Source organism: Micromonospora aurantiaca ATCC 27029, from assembly GCF_000145235.1.
In the GTDB taxonomy this organism is placed as follows: domain Bacteria; phylum Actinomycetota; class Actinomycetes; order Mycobacteriales; family Micromonosporaceae; genus Micromonospora; species Micromonospora aurantiaca.
Genome location: NC_014391.1, coordinates 4,229,049 through 4,246,865, shown reverse-complemented (window position 1 = coordinate 4,246,865; position 17,817 = coordinate 4,229,049). Strand labels below are relative to the sequence as shown.

The 17,817-nt window shown below is 71.7% G+C and carries 16 protein-coding genes; 8 read left to right on the top strand and 8 right to left on the bottom strand.

Annotated features, from left to right (window positions below):
* Positions 1-27: 27 nt before the first annotated feature.
* From MICAU_RS18890 to MICAU_RS18860, 7 genes are all read right to left on the bottom strand, one after another.
* On the bottom strand, positions 28-390 hold the full coding sequence (locus MICAU_RS18890) for an ArsR/SmtB family transcription factor (protein WP_013286946.1): 363 nt from the start codon (positions 388-390) through the stop codon (positions 28-30).
* 60 nt (positions 391-450) lie between these two features.
* Complete coding sequence (locus tag MICAU_RS18885; RefSeq protein WP_013286945.1) at positions 451-858, bottom strand: arsenate reductase ArsC; 408 nt, start codon at positions 856-858, stop codon at positions 451-453.
* 58 nt (positions 859-916) lie between these two features.
* On the bottom strand, positions 917-2,002 hold the full coding sequence (gene arsB / locus MICAU_RS18880; protein ID WP_013286944.1) for an ACR3 family arsenite efflux transporter: 1,086 nt from the start codon (positions 2,000-2,002) through the stop codon (positions 917-919).
* A 70-nt stretch (positions 2,003-2,072) separates the two neighbouring features.
* The gene (locus MICAU_RS18875; protein WP_013286943.1) at positions 2,073-2,759 is read right to left on the bottom strand and encodes an arsenate reductase/protein-tyrosine-phosphatase family protein; all 687 of its coding nucleotides are present in this window, start codon (positions 2,757-2,759) and stop codon (positions 2,073-2,075) included.
* A gap of 93 nt (positions 2,760-2,852) precedes the next feature.
* Positions 2,853-3,236 carry an ArsR/SmtB family transcription factor gene (locus MICAU_RS18870; RefSeq protein WP_013286942.1) on the bottom strand — a complete coding sequence of 128 codons (384 nt, stop codon included), beginning with the start codon at positions 3,234-3,236 and terminating at the stop codon, positions 2,853-2,855.
* A 164-nt stretch (positions 3,237-3,400) separates the two neighbouring features.
* Entirely contained in the window at positions 3,401-4,192 is a 792-nt protein-coding gene (locus tag MICAU_RS18865) for a DUF2470 domain-containing protein (protein WP_013286941.1), read from the bottom strand.
* A gap of 153 nt (positions 4,193-4,345) precedes the next feature.
* On the bottom strand, positions 4,346-4,642 hold the full coding sequence (locus MICAU_RS18860) for a DUF1540 domain-containing protein (protein WP_013286940.1): 297 nt from the start codon (positions 4,640-4,642) through the stop codon (positions 4,346-4,348).
* 596 nt (positions 4,643-5,238) lie between these two features.
* Between MICAU_RS18860 and MICAU_RS18855 the strand changes: the two genes are divergently transcribed.
* Entirely contained in the window at positions 5,239-5,838 is a 600-nt protein-coding gene (locus tag MICAU_RS18855; RefSeq protein ID WP_013286939.1) for a VanZ family protein, read from the top strand.
* Between the two features lie 74 nt (positions 5,839-5,912).
* On the opposite strand, the gene MICAU_RS18850 is transcribed toward MICAU_RS18855, so the two are convergent.
* Positions 5,913-8,633, bottom strand: coding sequence for a sugar-binding protein (locus MICAU_RS18850; protein ID WP_013286938.1), 2,721 nt, complete (start codon positions 8,631-8,633; stop codon positions 5,913-5,915).
* A gap of 524 nt (positions 8,634-9,157) precedes the next feature.
* Here MICAU_RS18850 and MICAU_RS18845 point away from each other — a divergent pair.
* The 7 genes from MICAU_RS18845 (at position 9,158) to MICAU_RS18815 (ending at position 17,790) form a co-directional block, all read left to right on the top strand.
* Entirely contained in the window at positions 9,158-10,306 is a 1,149-nt protein-coding gene (locus MICAU_RS18845; RefSeq protein WP_013286937.1) for an ROK family transcriptional regulator, read from the top strand.
* A 251-nt stretch (positions 10,307-10,557) separates the two neighbouring features.
* Complete coding sequence (locus tag MICAU_RS18840; RefSeq protein ID WP_013286936.1) at positions 10,558-11,610, top strand: extracellular solute-binding protein; 1,053 nt, start codon at positions 10,558-10,560, stop codon at positions 11,608-11,610.
* A 61-nt stretch (positions 11,611-11,671) separates the two neighbouring features.
* A complete protein-coding gene (locus MICAU_RS18835) occupies positions 11,672-12,745 on the top strand; it encodes an ABC transporter ATP-binding protein (RefSeq protein WP_013286935.1) in 1,074 nt (357 codons plus the stop codon).
* Positions 12,742-14,490 (top strand): ABC transporter permease, encoded by a 1,749-nt coding sequence (locus MICAU_RS18830; protein ID WP_013286934.1) that lies wholly within the window; start codon positions 12,742-12,744, stop codon positions 14,488-14,490. The genes MICAU_RS18835 and MICAU_RS18830 overlap by 4 nt, the downstream gene beginning before the upstream one ends.
* Complete coding sequence (locus MICAU_RS18825) at positions 14,478-15,299, top strand: creatininase family protein (protein ID WP_013286933.1); 822 nt, start codon at positions 14,478-14,480, stop codon at positions 15,297-15,299. The genes MICAU_RS18830 and MICAU_RS18825 overlap by 13 nt, the downstream gene beginning before the upstream one ends.
* A gap of 41 nt (positions 15,300-15,340) precedes the next feature.
* Positions 15,341-16,795 (top strand): argininosuccinate lyase, encoded by a 1,455-nt coding sequence (locus MICAU_RS18820; protein WP_013286932.1) that lies wholly within the window; start codon positions 15,341-15,343, stop codon positions 16,793-16,795.
* A gap of 95 nt (positions 16,796-16,890) precedes the next feature.
* Complete coding sequence (locus tag MICAU_RS18815) at positions 16,891-17,790, top strand: ROK family protein (protein WP_013286931.1); 900 nt, start codon at positions 16,891-16,893, stop codon at positions 17,788-17,790.
* Positions 17,791-17,817 lie beyond the last annotated feature (27 nt).

Sequence of the window (17,817 nt, the reverse complement as noted above, 5' to 3'; positions counted from 1 at the left end):
GCGCGCGGCAGCCCGGCAGTCCTCTGCTCAGCGGACCTTCTTCGTCGGCCGTTTACGAGGCGGGGTCAACGACTCGGCGATCGCCGAGATCGCGGACGGCACCAGGCGGTAGTACGCCCACACACCCCGCTTCTCCCGCTCGAGCAGGCCGGCCTCGGTGAGGATCCGGAGGTGATGGCTGACGGTCGGCTGGGAGAGACCGAGCGGCGCGGTGAGGTCGCTGACTGACGCCTCGCCCTCCGGAGCGGACTGGATCAGGCTGAGCAGGCGCAGCCGGGCCGGGTCGGCGAACGCCTTCAGGACTCCCGCGAGCCGCTCGGCATCGGCACGCTTGATCGGCTCGCCGGCAAGTGGCGAGATGGCAGGGGTGGCAGTTTTCGCAGTTCCCACGCTTGCATCGTTGCACCAATGGCGGCCACCTGCCCGGGCAACCAGGACCGGATCATCCGGTCAGGCGGTGGGGTGCAGTTCGGCGAGCAGTCGTTCCACCCGGGTGCGGATCTCGTCCCGGATGGGGCGTACCGCGTCGAGGCCCTTGCCCGCGGGGTCTTCGAGCTTCCAGTCCTCGTACCGCTTGCCGGGGAAGACGGGGCAGGCGTCACCGCAGCCCATGGTGACGATGACGTCCGAGGACTCCGCCGTCTCGTACCGGAGGAGCCTGGGGGTCTGGTCGGTGATGTCGATGCCGACCTCGGCCATGGCCTGTACGGCGGCGGGGTTGACGGTCTCGGCGGGTGCGCTGCCGGCGGAGCGGACCTCGACGGTGTCGCCGGCGAGGTGGCGCAGCCAGCCGGCGGCCATCTGGGAACGGCCGGCGTTGTGCACGCAGACGAACAGGACGCTGGGCTTGTCGCTCATCGGGTCTCCATGATTCCGGTGGTCGCCGCGCGGCGTGCCGCGGCGCAGTCGAGGCATCTCATGGCCGGGCTCCCGGCGTGGGGAACAGGCGGGCGCGGGCCCACAGCGACACGTAGACCAGGCCGACGAGGACCGGGACCTCGATCAGCGGGCCGACGACGCCGGCCAGGGCCTGGCCGGAGGCGATCCCGAAGGTGCCGATCGCGACCGCGATGGCCAGTTCGAAGTTGTTGCCCGCCGCGGTGAACGCCAGGGTGGTGGTGCGTTCGTAGTTCAGGCCGATGGCCCGGCCGAGCAGGTAGGAGCCGGCCCACATGAGGGCGAAGTAGGCCAGCAGCGGCAGAGCGATGCGGGCCACGTCGGCCGGCCGGCCGGTGATGGCCTCGCCCTGCAGGGCGAACAGCACGACGATGGTGAACAGCAGTCCGTACAGGGCGACGGGTCCGACCCTGGGCAGGAACCGCTGCTCGTACCAGTCGCGACCCTTGGCGCGTTCGCCGACGCGGCGGGAGAGGTAGCCGGCGAGCAGTGGGATGCCGAGGAAGACGAGCACGTTGCCGGCGATGTCCCAGCCGGAGACCTCCAGCGCGGCGCCGTCCAGGCCCAGCCAGCCCGGCAGCACCGACAGGTAGAACCAGCCGAGCAGGCCGAAGGCGAGGACCTGGAACACCGAGTTGACGGCGACGAGGACCGCCGCCGCCTCCCGGTCGCCGCAGGCCAGGTCGTTCCAGATGATGACCATCGCGATGCAGCGGGCCAGGCCGACGATGATCAGACCGGTGCGGTACTCCGGCTGGTCGGCCAGGAACACCCAGGCCAGGGCGAACATGACGGCGGGACCGACGATCCAGTTGAGGACCAGCGACGAGACCAGGAGACGCCGGTCACCGGTGACGGTGTCGAGGCGGTCGTAGCGGACCTTGGCCAGTACCGGATACATCATGATCAGCAGGCCGAGAGCGATGGGCAGGGAGATGCCACCGACCTCGACGGCGCCGAGAGCGTCGTCCAGGCCGGGAACGATCCGGCCGAGCAGCAGACCGGCGACCATGGCCAGGCCGATCCAGACCGGCAGGAACCGGTCGAGGCGCGACAGGCGTGCCACCACCGGTGGGGCGTGGTCGGCTCTGGTGGCGGTGCTCATGCGCACTCCCGTGGGTTGTCGGTGCCGGCGCGTACCCCGATCTCCTGGTGGATGCGGGCGCTGGTGCCGGTCATCGGGTGTCTCCCGACGTGGCGGCGGGGGCGAGGCGGTCGACGCGGTCGGCGAGGTCGGCGTAGGCCGCCTCGAACGCCTCGTCGGTGTCGACGCGGACCGGGTCCGGCACGGACCAGTGCAGGCGGGGGCGGATCGGCCCGGTGAGCTCCTCGTGGGCGTTGTCGCAGACGGCGACGATCAGGTCGTCGTCTCGGACGACGTCGTCGACGTGTGCGGTGCCGGTCGGGTCGAGGTCGAGTGCGTGGCGGTGGGCCACTGCGACCGCGCGGGGATGGACCCGCGGCGCCGGTCTGGTGCCGGCGGACGCGGCGTCGCCGTCGGTGCGTCGCCTCCACAGCGCCGCGGCCAGCTGCGAGCGGGCGGAGTTGTGGGTGCATACGAAGACGACCCGATGCACACCCGCCAGCGGTGGCGGCGCGAGAGCGGAGAGGGCGGCCGGCTGGAGTCGCAGGTAGGTGCGCCGCCGATCGCCCTCCGACCGGCCCCGGACGACGAGGCCCGCGTCGGTGAGGACCTTGACGTGGTGGGCGACCAGGTTCGTCGGCATGTCGAGGGCGTGGGCGATCTCCCCGGGGGAGGCGTCGCCCAGGGTGAGCGCGTCCACGATGGCCAGGCGGGCCGGATCGCCCAGCGCGGCGTGGATCCGCGCGCGCTCGGCCAGAGAAGTAAGCTCAGTTTCCATTGACTCAATTGTTGCTGAGTAACCTCGGAGCCGTCAAGCCGGCATCGGCCGGATCGCTGGGCGGAAGCACAGGGCGCCGTGCGGTACGGCGGCCTACCGCTGCGTCGCGGCGGTCGGCTCGATCGACAGCAGGCCGGCGAGCCGGCGCAGGATCTGCGGCCGCGCGCGGTAGTAGACCCAGGTGCCCCGCCGCTCGGCGTCCACCAGGCCCGCCTCGCGTAACGTCTTGAGATGGTGGGAGATCGTCGGCCCGGTCAGGTCGAACGCCGGCGTCAGGTCGCACACGCACACCTCGCCGCCTTCGGCGGAGGCGATCATCGACATCAGCTGCAGCCGTACCGGATCGCCGAGGGCCTTGAACGCGGGCGCGAGCACCGCGGCCGTCTCGGCGGGAACCCGGCGCTGCGCCAGCGGGGGGCAGCACGGCGCGTCGGCGCTGAGGTCGACGAGTGGGATCGGCGCCTGCTGCTTCGACATGTCCCTAGGTTGACATCTGTCTAATCAGCGTGCAAGTCGCCGAGCAGGCAGTTGCCATGCCAGGGTGTCCGGAGGAAGTGAGGCTCGCCGGACACGCATCCCTCCACCGGTGGGCCGCCTCGTCGCCGCCGCTGTCGTCCGGCTTCCATGATCGGCGCGGCAGGCTAGGCGAGCAGCGTGCGCAGCGCCTCGGCCAGGCCGGAACCGGCGGTGACCGGGCGGGCGAAGGACAACCGGGTGTCGGCGTGACCGTCCGGCCGCTCCGCCCGCAGCACGATGCCCTCGGCGTCGAGCGCGACCGGGACGACGCGCGCCGAACCGGCTGTGACTGTGGGGTCGACGAGCGTGCCGAGCCGGTCGAGGACGTCGCGGTGGCAGCGCGTCAGGTGCGCGAGGTGGGCGGCCTCGTCGACGGCGATCGGATCCGGCCGGGCCGCGCGGTACGCGCCGAGGTCCACCGCGACGGGATCGGCGGCCCGGTCGAGGACGACCTCGTCCGGCTCGACGGCCCACAGCGCCAGCGGGGGCAGGTCGAGCAGCGACATCACGGTGGCCGGGTCGCAGGCGTCGAGGACGGCCGGGTCGAACCGGCGGGCCGTGCCGAGGATCCGCAGCCGGGACCGCACCCGGGAGCGCACGGCGACCGGGGCTAGGTGGGTCACGTCGAGGCGTACCGCGCCGCTGTGGCCGCGCGCGGCGACCAGCATGCCGCCGGTGCGGCTCATCGCGTCGACCGCCAGGACGATCGTGCCGTCGGGGAGGACGGCGTGGGCGGAGAGGAGGTCGGCGGTGGTGTCGCCGAGCGTGAGCCGCAGCGAGGAGGCAGCGGTCAGCACGCACCGGGCGGCGACGGCGTCGCGGGGCGTGGAGGAGGTGCCCGTACCGCCCGCCGACGACCCTGCGACCGGGACGACGCCGGCCGGCGGGGCCGGACGCCCGGCGGGGTGCAACGCCATGTCTGTCTCCTCGGCCGGGAAGGGGTGAAGTCGGCCCAGGTCAGACGGTAGTAGGTAAGGCTTACCTCTGCAACGGCGGGTCGGGTGCCGCGCATGCCGTACGGGTCACGACGGTGACCGTCGTGACCCGTACGAGCGTGGTGTCCGGTTCTGTCAGGCGGGCTGGTAGGTGAGGCAGTCGCTGACAGTGGCGCCCGGACCGACGGTGATCGACTCGGCGGTGCAGGCCAGGTTGGTGTTGAACACGCACTCGGCCCGCGCGCACGCGCCCACCGCGCCGGTGACCTCCGCGATCCCGCCGCTGAGCGACGACTCGACGAACGTCGCGCAGGAGGCCGCGTCGGCGGACGCCGCCACGGTGATCGCGGGAGCGTGGCAGCCGTTGTCGTTGAAGCTGCACGCGGTGGCGGCGCATTCACGTACCGGCGGAGACTGCAACAGGGTCTTCATGGTGCCTCCAAGTCATGCGGGCCGGCGGAAGCGAACGGCCGGCCTCGTGGTGCTCGAATGCCATCTGGTATTTGCCGTGCGGCCGGTCCTCAAACCCGTCGGCCGTCAGTGAGGATCATGCTCACCTTAACAACGGAATGCGGGGTTGGCGGCCGGAAGGAGCCGTTTCCACGCCGAATACCGAACGACGAAGATAAGGCTAACCTTGGTTAGGCGAGTCTTTCTTCACCCACCGGTACAGCGAATGCCGATGCGCAATTTCCGCCCGTCCGACCAGGGTTCATCTGCGGGAACGCCACTGTCGCCCCGGACGGAGGCTGCGCCTCGGTGGTGGAATGGGCGAGCGCGGAACGCCGGTGAGGACGGAACGGCGCGCCCTTCGGGTCGCGCCGAAATGCCGGCCGGTAAATCAGCGGATCGGCAGGGATTCGGGACCGGCCGGGCGGCGGAATGCGAATCCGGTGGCAGGAAGCGCGGGCTCCGCATACGCGATGTCCGGGCCGGGGTCACCTGTCGGCGCGGGCGTGGCACCCTGAGCGGACCGCACGGGCCCGGTGCGGGTGCGGCGGATCCGGGGCGGGACGGGTGGAGGCGGCGTGATCGAGGGATGGCACGGCTGGTTCGGCACGATCAACGGGGTCGTGCTCCTCACCGTGGCCGCGTTGCCGGCGGCTGCGCTCGCGGTGTGGGTCCTGGCCCGACGGCGCGGCGGGGCGGGGCCGGCGTGGCGGAGGTCGCTGGCCGAGGTGGGCATCGTCTACGGGACCGTGCCGTGGGTCTGGATGATCATGCTGCCGGGGGACGGGGCCGGCGTGGTTCCCGGCCGGGTGAGCCTGGTGCCGCTTCGGGACCTGCTCACCGTCCTCGCGAGCGGGCCGCTGACGGTGACGGTCCAGATCGTCGGCAACCTGCTGGTGTTCGCGGCGCTCGGGTTCCTCGGCCCGCTGCGGTTCGCCGCGCTGGCGTCGGTGCCGCGGATCCTGGCGCTCGCGGCCGGCTGCTCGGTCCTGGTCGAGGTCGCGCAGTACGTCCTGCGGCTGGACCGCGTCTCCTCCGTGGACGACGTCCTGCTCAACACCGCCGGCGCCGGGCTGGCCGCGCTGGCGTCGCGCCGCTGGTGGCGCCGGCCGGCTGAGGTGTCACCCGCCACCACCGGTCCCGGCACCGGCCCGCTGAGCGGGGCACGACCCGGGTGACGCGGACGGCACGATGGGCCGGGCCTGCCGGCCCGGCCCATCGTGTGCGTCAGGTCGACGCGATCAACGTCCGCTCAGCAGATCTTCTTCGCCAGAGCGGTGGTGGCGCCGCCGTGCTCGTACGAGACGAGCAGCGAGGTGCCGGCCGGGAGCGACCCGCTCAGCGGCAGGACGAGCGTGCCGTCCTTGCGCAGAGCGGCGGTGGTCTCCGCCACGACCCGGGTGCCGTCCCAGAGGAAGGCGCGGGCGGTGCCCGCCTTCTTCACCTGGAGCTGCACGGACACCTTGCTCGCGGTGCGGGTGACCTTCTTGATCTTCACGGTGCCGTCCGGCAGCTTGGCGTAACCGCCCGGCGCCACCCCGTCCGAGACGGACTGCAGGAGGGTCTGCGGCGAGTCCACGCTCTGCGCCGCGGTGTCCGGCATGATCGGAGCCTTCGGCGCCGACGGCTTCGCCGCCAGGGCCGGCAGCGTCGCGTTGCCCCAGCGCCACGGGTCGGCCCGTACGCCGCTCCAGGTCGACCAGCCGACCCGGGTCTGCGCGGACAGGTCCTGCGTGTCCGAGTCGTTGACCAGGATGTTCAGGCCCATGCGGTTCGGGTCGACGGCGTCCGGCAGCACGCTGAACGGGATCTTGACCTCGATCCGGTAACCCGTGTAGGGGCTGCTTGTCACCACGGAGGCGATCTCCACGCCCGGCGCGGTCTCCGGGCCGCCCTGGTGGTTGTCCCGCTCCCGGGCGAAGCACGGCGGGTTCCCGTTGGCCGGGTCCTTCGTGGCCGGGAAGAGCGCCATGTTGAACACCGTGGAGGTGTTCGCCGAGTTGCCGCGCGGGTCGATGCCGAACTCGATGTTGTCGTTACGCCGCGGACGCTTGCAGTCCTCCGGCGGCAGGACGGTGCCGAGCACGTCGTCGGTGATGGTGAAGACGGCGTACAGGGCGTCGTCGGTGTGGGTCAGCTGGGCGGTGCCGGAGATGTCCGACGCCGGGGCGGCGGTGCCCTCCCAGCGGGTGGAGATGTCGATGACCTCGCCGGTGTACTCGTTGTCGTGGGCGTGTCCGTCGACGGTCGGCGCGCTGGCGGCCTTCGGGATCGTGGTGACCGGGACCAGGTTGAACGCACCGGGCTCGTTCGCGCTGCCGCCGGTGTAGCTGGTCTCGATCTGCACCCGGTAGGCGCCGTTGTCCGGCGCCCGGTTGGCCGTCGGCAGCGACGTGTCGGTGTTGGTGACTGTGAACGTCACCGAGGTGCTGGCGCCCGGCCGGAGCCCGCTGTACGGCACCTGCTGCTCGGCCACCGAGAAACCGGCGGGGACGTTCAGCTTGACCGCGCCGGACTCGACCCGGGTGCCGTGGTTGGTCAGGTTGACCTTGACGCTGCGGGTGCCGCCGCTGGGGATGTTCAGCAGGGACTCGATGAGCGCGTCGAGCTGCTGGGTCTTGTTCCGCACGGTCCACGCGCGGAAGTCGGCGATCTCCTCCAGCGGCTCCAGGGTGCCGCGCACCGGCGCGGTGCCCTGAACCCGGGCGCTGCTGGTGCCGCTGCCGTCCTTCTTGCTGGTCAGCGTGGCGTCGATCTTGAAGCGGGTGCCCACCTCGACCTGCGCGGGCGGGGTGACCGTGAAGGTCTTCACGACCTCCTTACGCGGGGTCAGCGTGCCCACGTTGCCGTTGCCGGTGACCGTCCAGCCGGCCGGCACGTTCAGGGTGACCTTGGCCCCCGGGACGGCCTTCTCGGCGTACAGGACGGTGTCCACCTTGATGGGCTGGCCCGCGACGGCCTCCCAGGTGCGCGGACGCACGTGGACCTCGGTGCCCAGCGGCAGGCCGCCCTGGGCGCGCAGGGTGGCGCCCTGGAGCGCACCGGTGCCGGCGCCCACGTTCGGGTCCGGGTACGGGGTGCGGGTGTCGATCAGCGTCAGCCGGTTGCAGCCGATGGCGTCGGGGTCGGTCGTCGGGAAGGAGCTGTTGCCCCAGCCCTGCGACACGTACTCCCGGCGGGCCCAGGTCTGGACCGTGTTCCACCGGTTGCCGTCGTGGCGCGCCGACTCGTAGCCCTGCCAGGTGCCGAAGACGACGTTGCTGGCCTCGGCCGGCGTGAAGGTGGTCTCGCAGGCGGGGCCGTTGGTGCCGGTGGTGCCGCTGCCGCCGGTCTGGAAGATGCGGGAGGCCCGCCAGGGCTGGAGGCCCTCCTTCTTGATCTGCTCCGGGAACGCCTTCGGGTCGGCAGCCGCGTAGAAGGCCTCCACGGCCAGCATGGCCGCCTTCTGGTGGTTGCCGTGGTTGCCCTGCGTGGCCGAGGGGTTCATCGTGAGGATGACCTCGGGCTTGGTGGTCCGCAGGACCCGCACGATCCGGGACAGCGTCTCCTGGTGGCCCCAGACCTCCTCGGTCAGGGGAGCGCTGGCGGTGTACCAGAAGTCCAGCGCGTCCAGGTTGTAGATGTGCTCGACGCCGGCCCAGCCGACGGCCTTGCGCTCCTCGGCCTCCCGCAGGATGCCGAGCTCCGGGCCCTCCTCGAGACCGGTGGCGTTGCCGCCGCCCTCGCCGCGGGTGGTGGTGATGACGCCGGCCTTCATGCCGTGATACTCGTTCCAGTATCCGAGCATGCCGAGCTGGCCGGCCTCGTCGTCCGGGTGGGCGCCGATGAACATGATGTCCAGGTCGACCGGCTTGTCGGACTTCTTGGCCTGGGGCTTCGGTGATGCTTGCTGGGGGTTGGCCTGGGCCGGAGTGGCCAGGCCCAACGACAGCAGACCGCACATGGCGATCGCCGCGCTGGTGCGCCATCTCATGGGCATACCTCTTCGTCTCGAAGCGAGAGTGCTGCGGCTGGGGACGGTCGGCCCGGCACGGGCCGGCTGACACGGTGGCTCGTGCCGGGCCGTGTTGCAGACAGCTGTCCACAGAGGACCGTGAGGTCCTCGGGGGTCGTGGTGCTCGACAACGGGATGGTGGTGCTCGCGCACCGTCACGGCGTGAGCGGTACGCACGGTGGCGACGTCGGTCCACCGGAAGGCCTTCGGGCCGTAACCTAGGGATCTTGCGAAGGCGTCGTCAATAGCTCCGGACGACTTTCTTCCTTATCCGAATAAACGATCGCCCCTGCTCAGGGCGATCATCCGGAGGCCGGCCGTGACGTGCGGGCAGTCTTTGTCCAGGTTTGGCACCCCAATGTGGACCACAGGGCTCGGTTTTGCGCGACATGTCGGGCTGGCCCCGGCGCGACCGGCTTGTCGGCCGAAGAATTTTCCCTGGTCGGCGGACCGAGATCATCTCGTTACTTGACGCCAGAATTTTTTCTCACTAGGAAGAAAGTGTGTCTGACAAAGCCCCGACCAGTCCGGTCAGCCGTGAGCGGTCCCGTGAGATCAAGCGTCTCTCGGTGATCTTGGCCGCCCGGCAGGCCCGGCGGCTGTCCCGCGTGGACCTGGCCGAGATGACCGGCCTCTCGGCGGCGACTGTGACCGCGCTCGTGCGGGAACTCGTCGCCGAGGGTTACCTCATCGAACGCGGTCCCGGCGCGCCCACCACCGGCCGGCCCCGGGAGATGCTCGAGTTCAACCCCCGCGCCGAGCTCGTCGCGGCGGTGTCGCTGGAGCCGCCCCGGATCAGCTGCGAGATCGCCGACAGTGAGGGCGCGGTCATCGCGCACCGCGTCGCACGGCTCGGCGCGAACGTGGTGGAGACCGTCTGCGAGTTCGTCCTCGACCTGGTCGGCGACAACCTGCCCTCGCTCCGCGGCGTCGCCATCGCGGTGCCCGGCGTGTCCAGCAACGGCGCGGTACGCCTCGCGCCGTCGGTCGGACTGGTCGAGGCGTGGCCGATCGGCGAATCCGTGCAACGGCGGCTCGGCGTACCCGTGGTCGTCGACAACGACGTCAACCTCATGGCCGCCGGCGAGTGCGTGGCCGGCGCCGGCGCGGACGTGGCGAACCTGCTGCTGATCCACGTGGCCGACGGCATCGGCGCCGGCCTCGTGCTCGACGGCAAGGTCCGCCGCGGCGCCAGCGGAGCCGCCGGCGAGGTCGGCTTCCTGCCGCTGGGCGGCGCGACCGAGCGCCGCTACAGCGGCGTCGGCGAGTTCGAGGCCCGGTGGTCGGTCAACGCCATCGCGGAGCGGGTCGTCGCGCTCAACCCGGGCCGCCGGCCCGAGTCACCGGTACGGGAGCTGAGCGGGCTCGCCGCGACCTCGGCGCCCGCCCGCGAGTACCTCGACGAGGTCCTCGGCGCCTGGGCCGGGCTCATCCTCTCCTGCGCCTGCGTCGTCGATCCGGGGCTGGTGCTGCTCAGCGGCGCCGCGGCGGAACTCGACGACGCGGCCCTCGACCAGCTACAGACCCTCGTCTCCGCCCGGACCCCGGCTCCCACCGAGGTACGCCGGGCCACCCTCGGCGACCAGGCCGTGCTGCACGGAGCCATCAGCTACGCGCTCTCGGCCGCGGTGCCCCGACCCTCGCTTCCCTGACCACCACCTGACCCCGGCCCCCGACGACCCCGACCCCGACACCCACCCCACCGTCACCGTCACCGTCGCGGCGACCGCGTCCGTATCCCGGACGACCGGTCGCGGCGCGATGCGGCGCGCCCCGGTCCGGGCGCGATCCGCGGACCTTCGACCCCGTCCCGGGGAACCGGCGAACCCGCCGGCGCCCCGGGTCGGGATCGCACACCGTCTTTCCCCGCTCCCGATAGTTCCCCCGCAAAATGGAGGTACCAATGAAACGTCGTTTGGCCCTGGCCGTCGCGTTCAGCGCGCTGCTGGCCGTCAGCGCGTGCGGCAGCAGCGACGACGACAAGGACACCGGCTCCTCCGGCTCCGCGTCGGCCGAGAAGGTCGTCATCTACAGTGCCCGCGACAAGTCGGTCACCGACTACGTCGTCGAGCAGTTCACGACCAAGAACCCCGAGTACAAGGGCAAGGTCGAGGTGCTCAACATGGGCGCCCAGGAGGTGCTGGAGCGGGTCCGCGCCGAGAAGGCCAACCCGCAGGCGTCGGTCTGGTGGGGCGGCACCCAGCAGGGCCTCGCCGCCGGCGCGTCCGAGGGCCTGCTGGAGTCCTGGCAGCCGTCGTTCGCCTCGAAGATCGACGCGCGGTACAAGGACGCCGAGGGCCGCTGGTTCGGCGAGATCCTGCTGCCCGAGGTCATCATGTACAACAACAAGGCGCTGACCCCGGAGACCGCGCCGAAGGACTGGGACGACCTGGTCGACCCGAAGTGGAAAGACAAGATCATCATCCGGGACGTGGCCGCCTCCGGCACCATGCGCTCGATCTACGCCTCGATGATCCAGCGCTTCACGGCCGACGGGTCCAACCCGCAGCCCGGCTACGACTGGCTGCGCAAGCTCGACGCCAACACCGTCGAGTACGCGGCCAACCCCAGCGACCTCTACCTGAAGATGTCGCGTGAGCAGGGCGTGGTGAGCGCCTGGAACCTCCAGGACATCCTGCTCCAGGCCAACGAGAAGATGCCGTTCGGCTACGTCATGCCGGCCTCCGGCGCGCCGGTGCTCGTCGACGGCGTGGCCGCGGTCAAGGGCGGCAACAGCGAGGGCGCGAAGAAGTTCCTCGAGTTCCTGTTCGACGACTCGCTGCGGGCCAGCCTGGCCAAGGACTACTTCCAGATCCCCGCTGTCGACATCGCCGAGAAGCCCGAGTGGCTGACCAAGCTCGACCTCAAGCCGATGAACGTCGACTGGAACGTGATCGGCAAGAACGAGACCGCCTGGATCACCCACTGGAACGCCCAGATCAAGGGCAAGGGCTAAGACGCTCGGAACCGGGCCGTGCTCCGGCACGGCCCGGCTTCGTCCTGGAAGGAGCCACGAAATGATCGATGTCCGACTGACGGCGGTCAGTAAGCGCTTCGCCAAGTCGAGCGACTCCGCGGCGGTCGATGACGTCACCGTCACCATCGGAGCCGGCGAGTTCTTCACGCTGCTCGGGCCGAGCGGCTGCGGCAAGACGACGACGCTGCGCATGGTGGCCGGCTTCTACTTCCCGACGTCCGGTCACATCCACTTCGGCGACGACGACGTCACCCACTGGACGCCGAACAAGCGGGACACCGGCATGGTGTTCCAGAACTACGCGCTGTTCCCGCACATGACGGTGGCGCAGAACGTCGCCTACGGGCTCAAGGTCCGCCGGGTCTCCCGCGCCGAGCAGGCCCGCCGGGTCACCGAGGCGCTCGAACAGGTGCACCTCGCCGGCTACGGCGACCGGCGCATCGACGCGCTCTCCGGCGGCCAGCAGCAGCGCGTCGCGCTGGCGCGGGCACTGGTGATCCGTCCCCGCACCATGCTGCTCGACGAACCGCTGTCGAACCTCGACGCGAAGCTGCGCGAGGAGACCCGTGCCGAGATCCGGCGCATCCAGCGGGAGAGCGGCACCACCTCGATCTACGTCACGCACGACCAGGCCGAGGCGATGGCGATGTCGGACCGGATCGCCGTCATGGAGTCCGGCCGGGTCCAGCAGGTCGGCACCCCGCACGAGGTCTACTACCAGCCCGCGAACGCGTTCGTGGCCCGGTTCATCGGACGCAGCAACGTGCTGAGCCTGCCGGTGACCGGCGCGGCGGAGCAGCGCGTCCAGGTACGCCTGCCCGGCGGCGCCACGATCGAGGTAGGCGCTCCCGCCGGACACGGGCTCGCCGCGGGCGACACCGCACTGGTCTCCGCCCGCCCCGAGCACATCGCGCTCGGCGGCGACGACGACACCGCGGCCATGCGCGGCCGGGTCAGCCACGTCGAGTTCACCGGCATGGCCACCCACGTCACAGTCGACGTCGACGGTGACGAGGTGATGGCCGCCCTGGTCGACGCGCCCGCCGGCATCCAGCTCGGCGACGTCGTGGGCCTGCGGCTCGCACCCGAGCGGCTCTGGGTGGTCAAGCCGTGACCGCTGCGACCCCGACCGCCCCCGGCTGGGCGGCGGCCCTCGGCCGGCGCCTGGCCGGCGGGGCGAACTCCCGATGGTTCCCCTATCTGCTGGTGCTGCCGCTGGTCCTGGTGCTGTGGGGCTTCGTCGTCCAGCCGATGTTCGCCACCTTCCGGGAGAGCGTCAGCGCCAACGGCACCGACAACTACCTCCAGTTCCTCTCCTCCTCCGGAGTGGCCCGCGAGTCGCTGTTCACCTCGCTGTTCATCTCGGCCGCGAGCGTGCTGCTCTGCGGCGTCGTCGGCGTGGCGATGGCGTTCCTGCTCAAGCGGTTCCACTTCCGCGGCCGGCGGCTCATCGAGGCGTTCATCCTGGTGCCGGCGGCCCTGCCGCCGCTGATCGGCGCCGTGTCCTTCCAGCTGCTCTACAGCAACATCGGCATCGTGCCGCGCGGCCTTCAGGCGCTGCTCGGCACCGAGAAGCCGGTCCTGGCCTTCGACGGGATCGCCGGTGTGCTGGTGGTGCACACGTTCACCATGTACCCGTTCTTCTTCCTGGCCGCCTCCGCGGCGCTGGCCGGGATGGACCCGTCGGTCGAGGAGGCGGCGTACAACCTCGGCGCGGGCCGGGTACGCGTGTGGCGCACCGTCCTGCTGCCGATGCTCACCCCGGCGCTGATCTCGGCGTCGCTGCTGGTCTTCATGACGTCGCTGGCGTCCTACACCGCGCCACTGCTGTTCAACGTCAGTCAGACCATGACGATGCAGATCTACATCAACCGCACCAACGGCGACCTGCCGATGGCCTCGGCGTACGCCTCAGTGCTCGGCATCGTCTCGATCATCTTCCTGCTCGGCATGCGCTGGTACGAGGGGCGGCGCAACTACCAGTCGCAGTCCAAGGGCGTCTCGGCGGTCCGGCGGGAGATCACCAACCCGATCGGCCGCTGGCTCGCGCCGCTCGCCTCGGTGCTGGCCACGCTGGTCCTGCTCGCCCCGGTCGGCGCGATCGCGCTCGTCGCGTTCTCCGAGGACCGGTCCTGGACCACCGAGGTGCTGCCGCCGACGTACACGTTCGAGAACTTCGTCACCATCTTCACCGACCCCAAGGCGTTCCAGCCGATCCTCAACTCGGTGCAGATGAGCCTCATCGCGGTCGTGGGCTGCGTGGTGATCGGCGTGCTGATCGCGTACGCGGTGCGGCGGCTGAAGTTCGTCGGGCGCGGCCTGCTCGACGTGGCCGTGATGATCGCCTGGGCACTGCCCGGCACGGTCGTGGCGATCAACCTGATCTCGGCGTTCAGCACCGGCAACGCGTTCAGCTTCGGGCAGGTGCTGGTCGGCACGTTCTGGATCCTGCCGCTGGCCTACTTCGTGCGGTTCCTGCCGATCGTGTTCCGGTCCAGCTCCGCGACGCTGGCCCTGATCGACCCGTCGCTGGAGGACGCCGCGCGTAACCTGGGCGCCTCCTGGCTGCGCGCGTTCTACACGATCACCGTGCGGCTGATGCTGCCCGGTGTGCTGGCCGGCGCGCTGCTGGCGTTCGTGCACGGCGTCGGCGAGTTCGTCGCCTCGGTGCTCATCTACACCTCGTCGACGGTCCCGATCTCGGTCGCCATCAACAACCGCATGTACAGCTTCGAGCTGGGCACCGCGGCCGCCTACGGCATGCTCCAGGTGCTGCTCATCTTCGTGGTGATGTGGTTCTCCGGACGGCTGGAGAGCAGCCGCACCGCGACCCGGAGGGCCGAGCAGTGGACGAACTGATCGAGCGGTGGCGGACCGGGGGAGGGCTGCTTCCGGTCACCCGGGTACCCGGGCACGCGTTCGCCGCCGTGACCGAGGCGGCCGACCTGGCGGTGCTGCCGGTCGGCGCGGTCGAGTGGCACGGTCCGCACCTGCCGATCGGTACCGACCTGATCCTGGCCGAGGGCTTCGCCGGGGAACTGGCCACCGGGTCCGCCCGGGCGGTGCTGTTCCCGGCCACGCCGTACGCCGCCTGCCCGGGCCAGACCCGGCCGTGGCCGGGCACTGTGGCGCTGCGGCCGGAGATCGCCGTCGGCTACCTCGCCGACGTGCTCGCCGGCATCGTCGAGGCGGGCTTCACCCGGGTGCTCGTGGTCAACGGGCACGACGCCAACATGTCCACCGTCCGCGCGGCGATGGAGTGGGTGTCCGGCCGGCACCGGGCCAGCATGATGCTGGTGAACTGGTTCCAGCTGGTCGGCCCGGACGAGACGGCCGAGATGTTCGGCGACCTGCCCGCCCGGGGGCACGGCGGCGCGTACGAGAGTTCCGCCGTGCTCGGCTTCGACCCGGCCGCGGTACGCCTGGACGCGGCACCGGACCTGCCGCCCAAGCCGAAGCTGCCCACCCCGTACCCGTACGTGCTGGTGGAGTCGCGCCCCGACCCCTGGCAGGGCTGGTCGGGCCACGTCTCGCTGGCAGGCGAGGAGGCCGGCGGCCGGATCCGCGCCACCGCCGGCACCCGCCTGCGCGAGCTGGTCGGGGCGTGGCTCGCCGCGCCGCTGCCGGGACCGCCCGGCGCCGACCGGCCGGACCAGCCGGCCGGATGACAGTTACGCCCCAGGACCACGCACCACCTCGGGAGGCCTCCATGAGCCCGTCACTGACCGTCTACCAACAGCACCACCTCCGCGTCGTGTTCGACCACCACGTCGCCCACCTCTACCCGGCGATGGTCACGGCCAGCAAGGCCCACGTCGTCATGCTCGCCGAGCAGGGGCTGATCTCCGACGACGCCGCCGCGACGATGCTGCGCGGCCTGGTCGCCCTCGCCGCGGACCGGCCGGAGGAACTGGAGTACGACGGCAGCGTCGAGGACGTCTACTACACGCTGGAGAAGCGCCTCGCCGCCGCGGCCGGCATCGAGGTGTCGCAGCTGAGCGTGCAGCTCGCGCGCAGCCGCAACGACCTCGACGCCGGCGTCTTCCGGATGGTGCTGCGCGACCAGCTGCTCCAGGTGCTCGACGCGCTGCTGGCGACCGGCCGTACCGTGCTGGACCGCGCGGACCGGCACGCCGACGTGGTGATCACCGGCTACACGCACCGCCGCCCGGCCCAGCCGACCAGCATCGGGCACGTCTTCGCCGGCTACGCCGAGGCGCTCGCCGGCGAGGCCGCCGCGTACGCCGGCCTGCTGGACGAGATGAACCGCTCGCCGCTGGGCTCCTGCGCCTTCGCCGGCACCGACCTGGACATCTCGCCCCGCCGGCTGGCCGACCTGCTCGGCTTCGACCAGCTCATCGTCAACTCGTACGAGGCGGTGGCCGGCGCCGACCACCTGGTCCGGGTCGCCACGCTCAACGCGCAGGCGCTCGCCACCGGCGCCCGGCTGGCCCGCACCCTGATGGACTGGCTGAGCTGGGGCTGGGTGGTCACGCCCGGCGAGTTCACCCAGGGCAGCAGCATCATGCCGCAGAAGCGCAACCCGGTGGTGCTGGAACACCTCGTCTCGATGGCCGGCGCCGCCGCTGCCGACGCGGCGAGCGTGCTCAACAACGTCGGCGCCGCCTGGTGGGAGGACTCGAACAACGCCACCACCGACGTGCAGTCCCGGCTCTGGGACGGCGACGACCGGGCGTACCGGTTCTTCTCGCTGCTCGGTGGCCTGATCGACAAGCTGGACCCGCAGCGCCCGCCGTCCGGCGAGGAGATCGTCGCCTCCGGCGCCACCACCACCGCGGCAGCCGACGCGCTGGCCCGCCACGGCGTGCCGTTCCGCGGCGCCCACTCGCTGCTCGGCCGGCTGGTCCGCGGCGGCGCCCCGGCGACCTGGACCGAGGATCTGGTCCGGTCCACCGCCGCCGACCTCGGTCTGGCGCTCGACGACGCCGCGGTACGGGACCTGCTGGCCGCCGCGGTCCGCCCGGAACTCGTGCTGCGCCGCGCCCAGGCCGACGGTCCCGGCGAGGCGGCCGTCCGGGACCAGGTCGGACGACTGTCTACAATGCTCGACGCGGTGCAGGAGCGGGCGCAGGCGTTGCGCGAGCGGCTGACCCGTGCCGACGCGGCTCTCGCCGAGGCGGTCGCGGCGAGGGTAGGCCTGTGACGGGGCGGCAGCCGCAGCTGGCCGTGGTCGCGGACGTCGTGTCGCGGCGACCACGTGATCTGGACCGACGGCCCGAAGGGCGATCTGACATCACCATGGAACGACCGGCAAATCCGCGCCTGCTCGGCATCGACTTCGGCGGCACCAAGATGGCGATCGGCGTGGGCGACACCGACGGCCGGCTGCTCGTCTCCGAGCGCCTGCCCACGATCGCCGAGCGGGGCGCGCAGCAGGCCCTCACCCGGGCGCTGGACCGGGCGTGCGAACTCGCCGAGCAGACCGGCGGCACGATCGTCGCGGCCGGCATCGCCTCGCCCGGCGTCGTCCACGACGACGGCATCGAACTGGCGCCGAACGTGCCCGGCTGGGAGCAGTTGCGGCTGGGCGAGGCGGTCCGCGCCCACCTCAACCTGGCGCACGTGCGGGTGACGAACGACCTGAAGGCGGCCGCCTACGCCGAGCTGCGGCTCGGGGCCCTGCGCGACGCCGATCCGGGGCTCGTCGTCGGGCTCGGGACCGGGGTGGCCGCCGCGGTGACGGTCAACGGCGAGGTGCTGCCGGGCCGCCACGGCGCGGCCGGCGAGATCGCCTACGGACTGACCGACCTCAGCTGGCCGCCCCGCCTGGAACCGATGCTGGAGGCGACGTTCTCCGGCCGGGCCCTGGACGAGCTGGCGCAGCGCCTCGGCGTGGACGGCCGGGCCGCCGGCCTGTGCGCGGCGGCGGAGCAGCCCGGCCCGGTACGGGAGCAGCTCCGCCTGCGCGTCGACGAACTGGCCCGCCAGCTGGTCACGTGCTGCCTGCTGCTCGACCCGCAGCGGATCGTGCTGGTCGGCAGCGTCGCCGGCAACGACCTGGTGCGGGAGCTGCTGACCGAGCGGCTCACCCACACGCTGCCGTACCCGCCGGAGATCGTGCTGTCGGACTTCGCGCAGGACGCCGCGCTGCTCGGCGCGCTCGTCATGGCCACCGAGGCACAGCCCGCCGTGGTCTGACCGGAGCGGCGGCGTGATGCCGCCGGG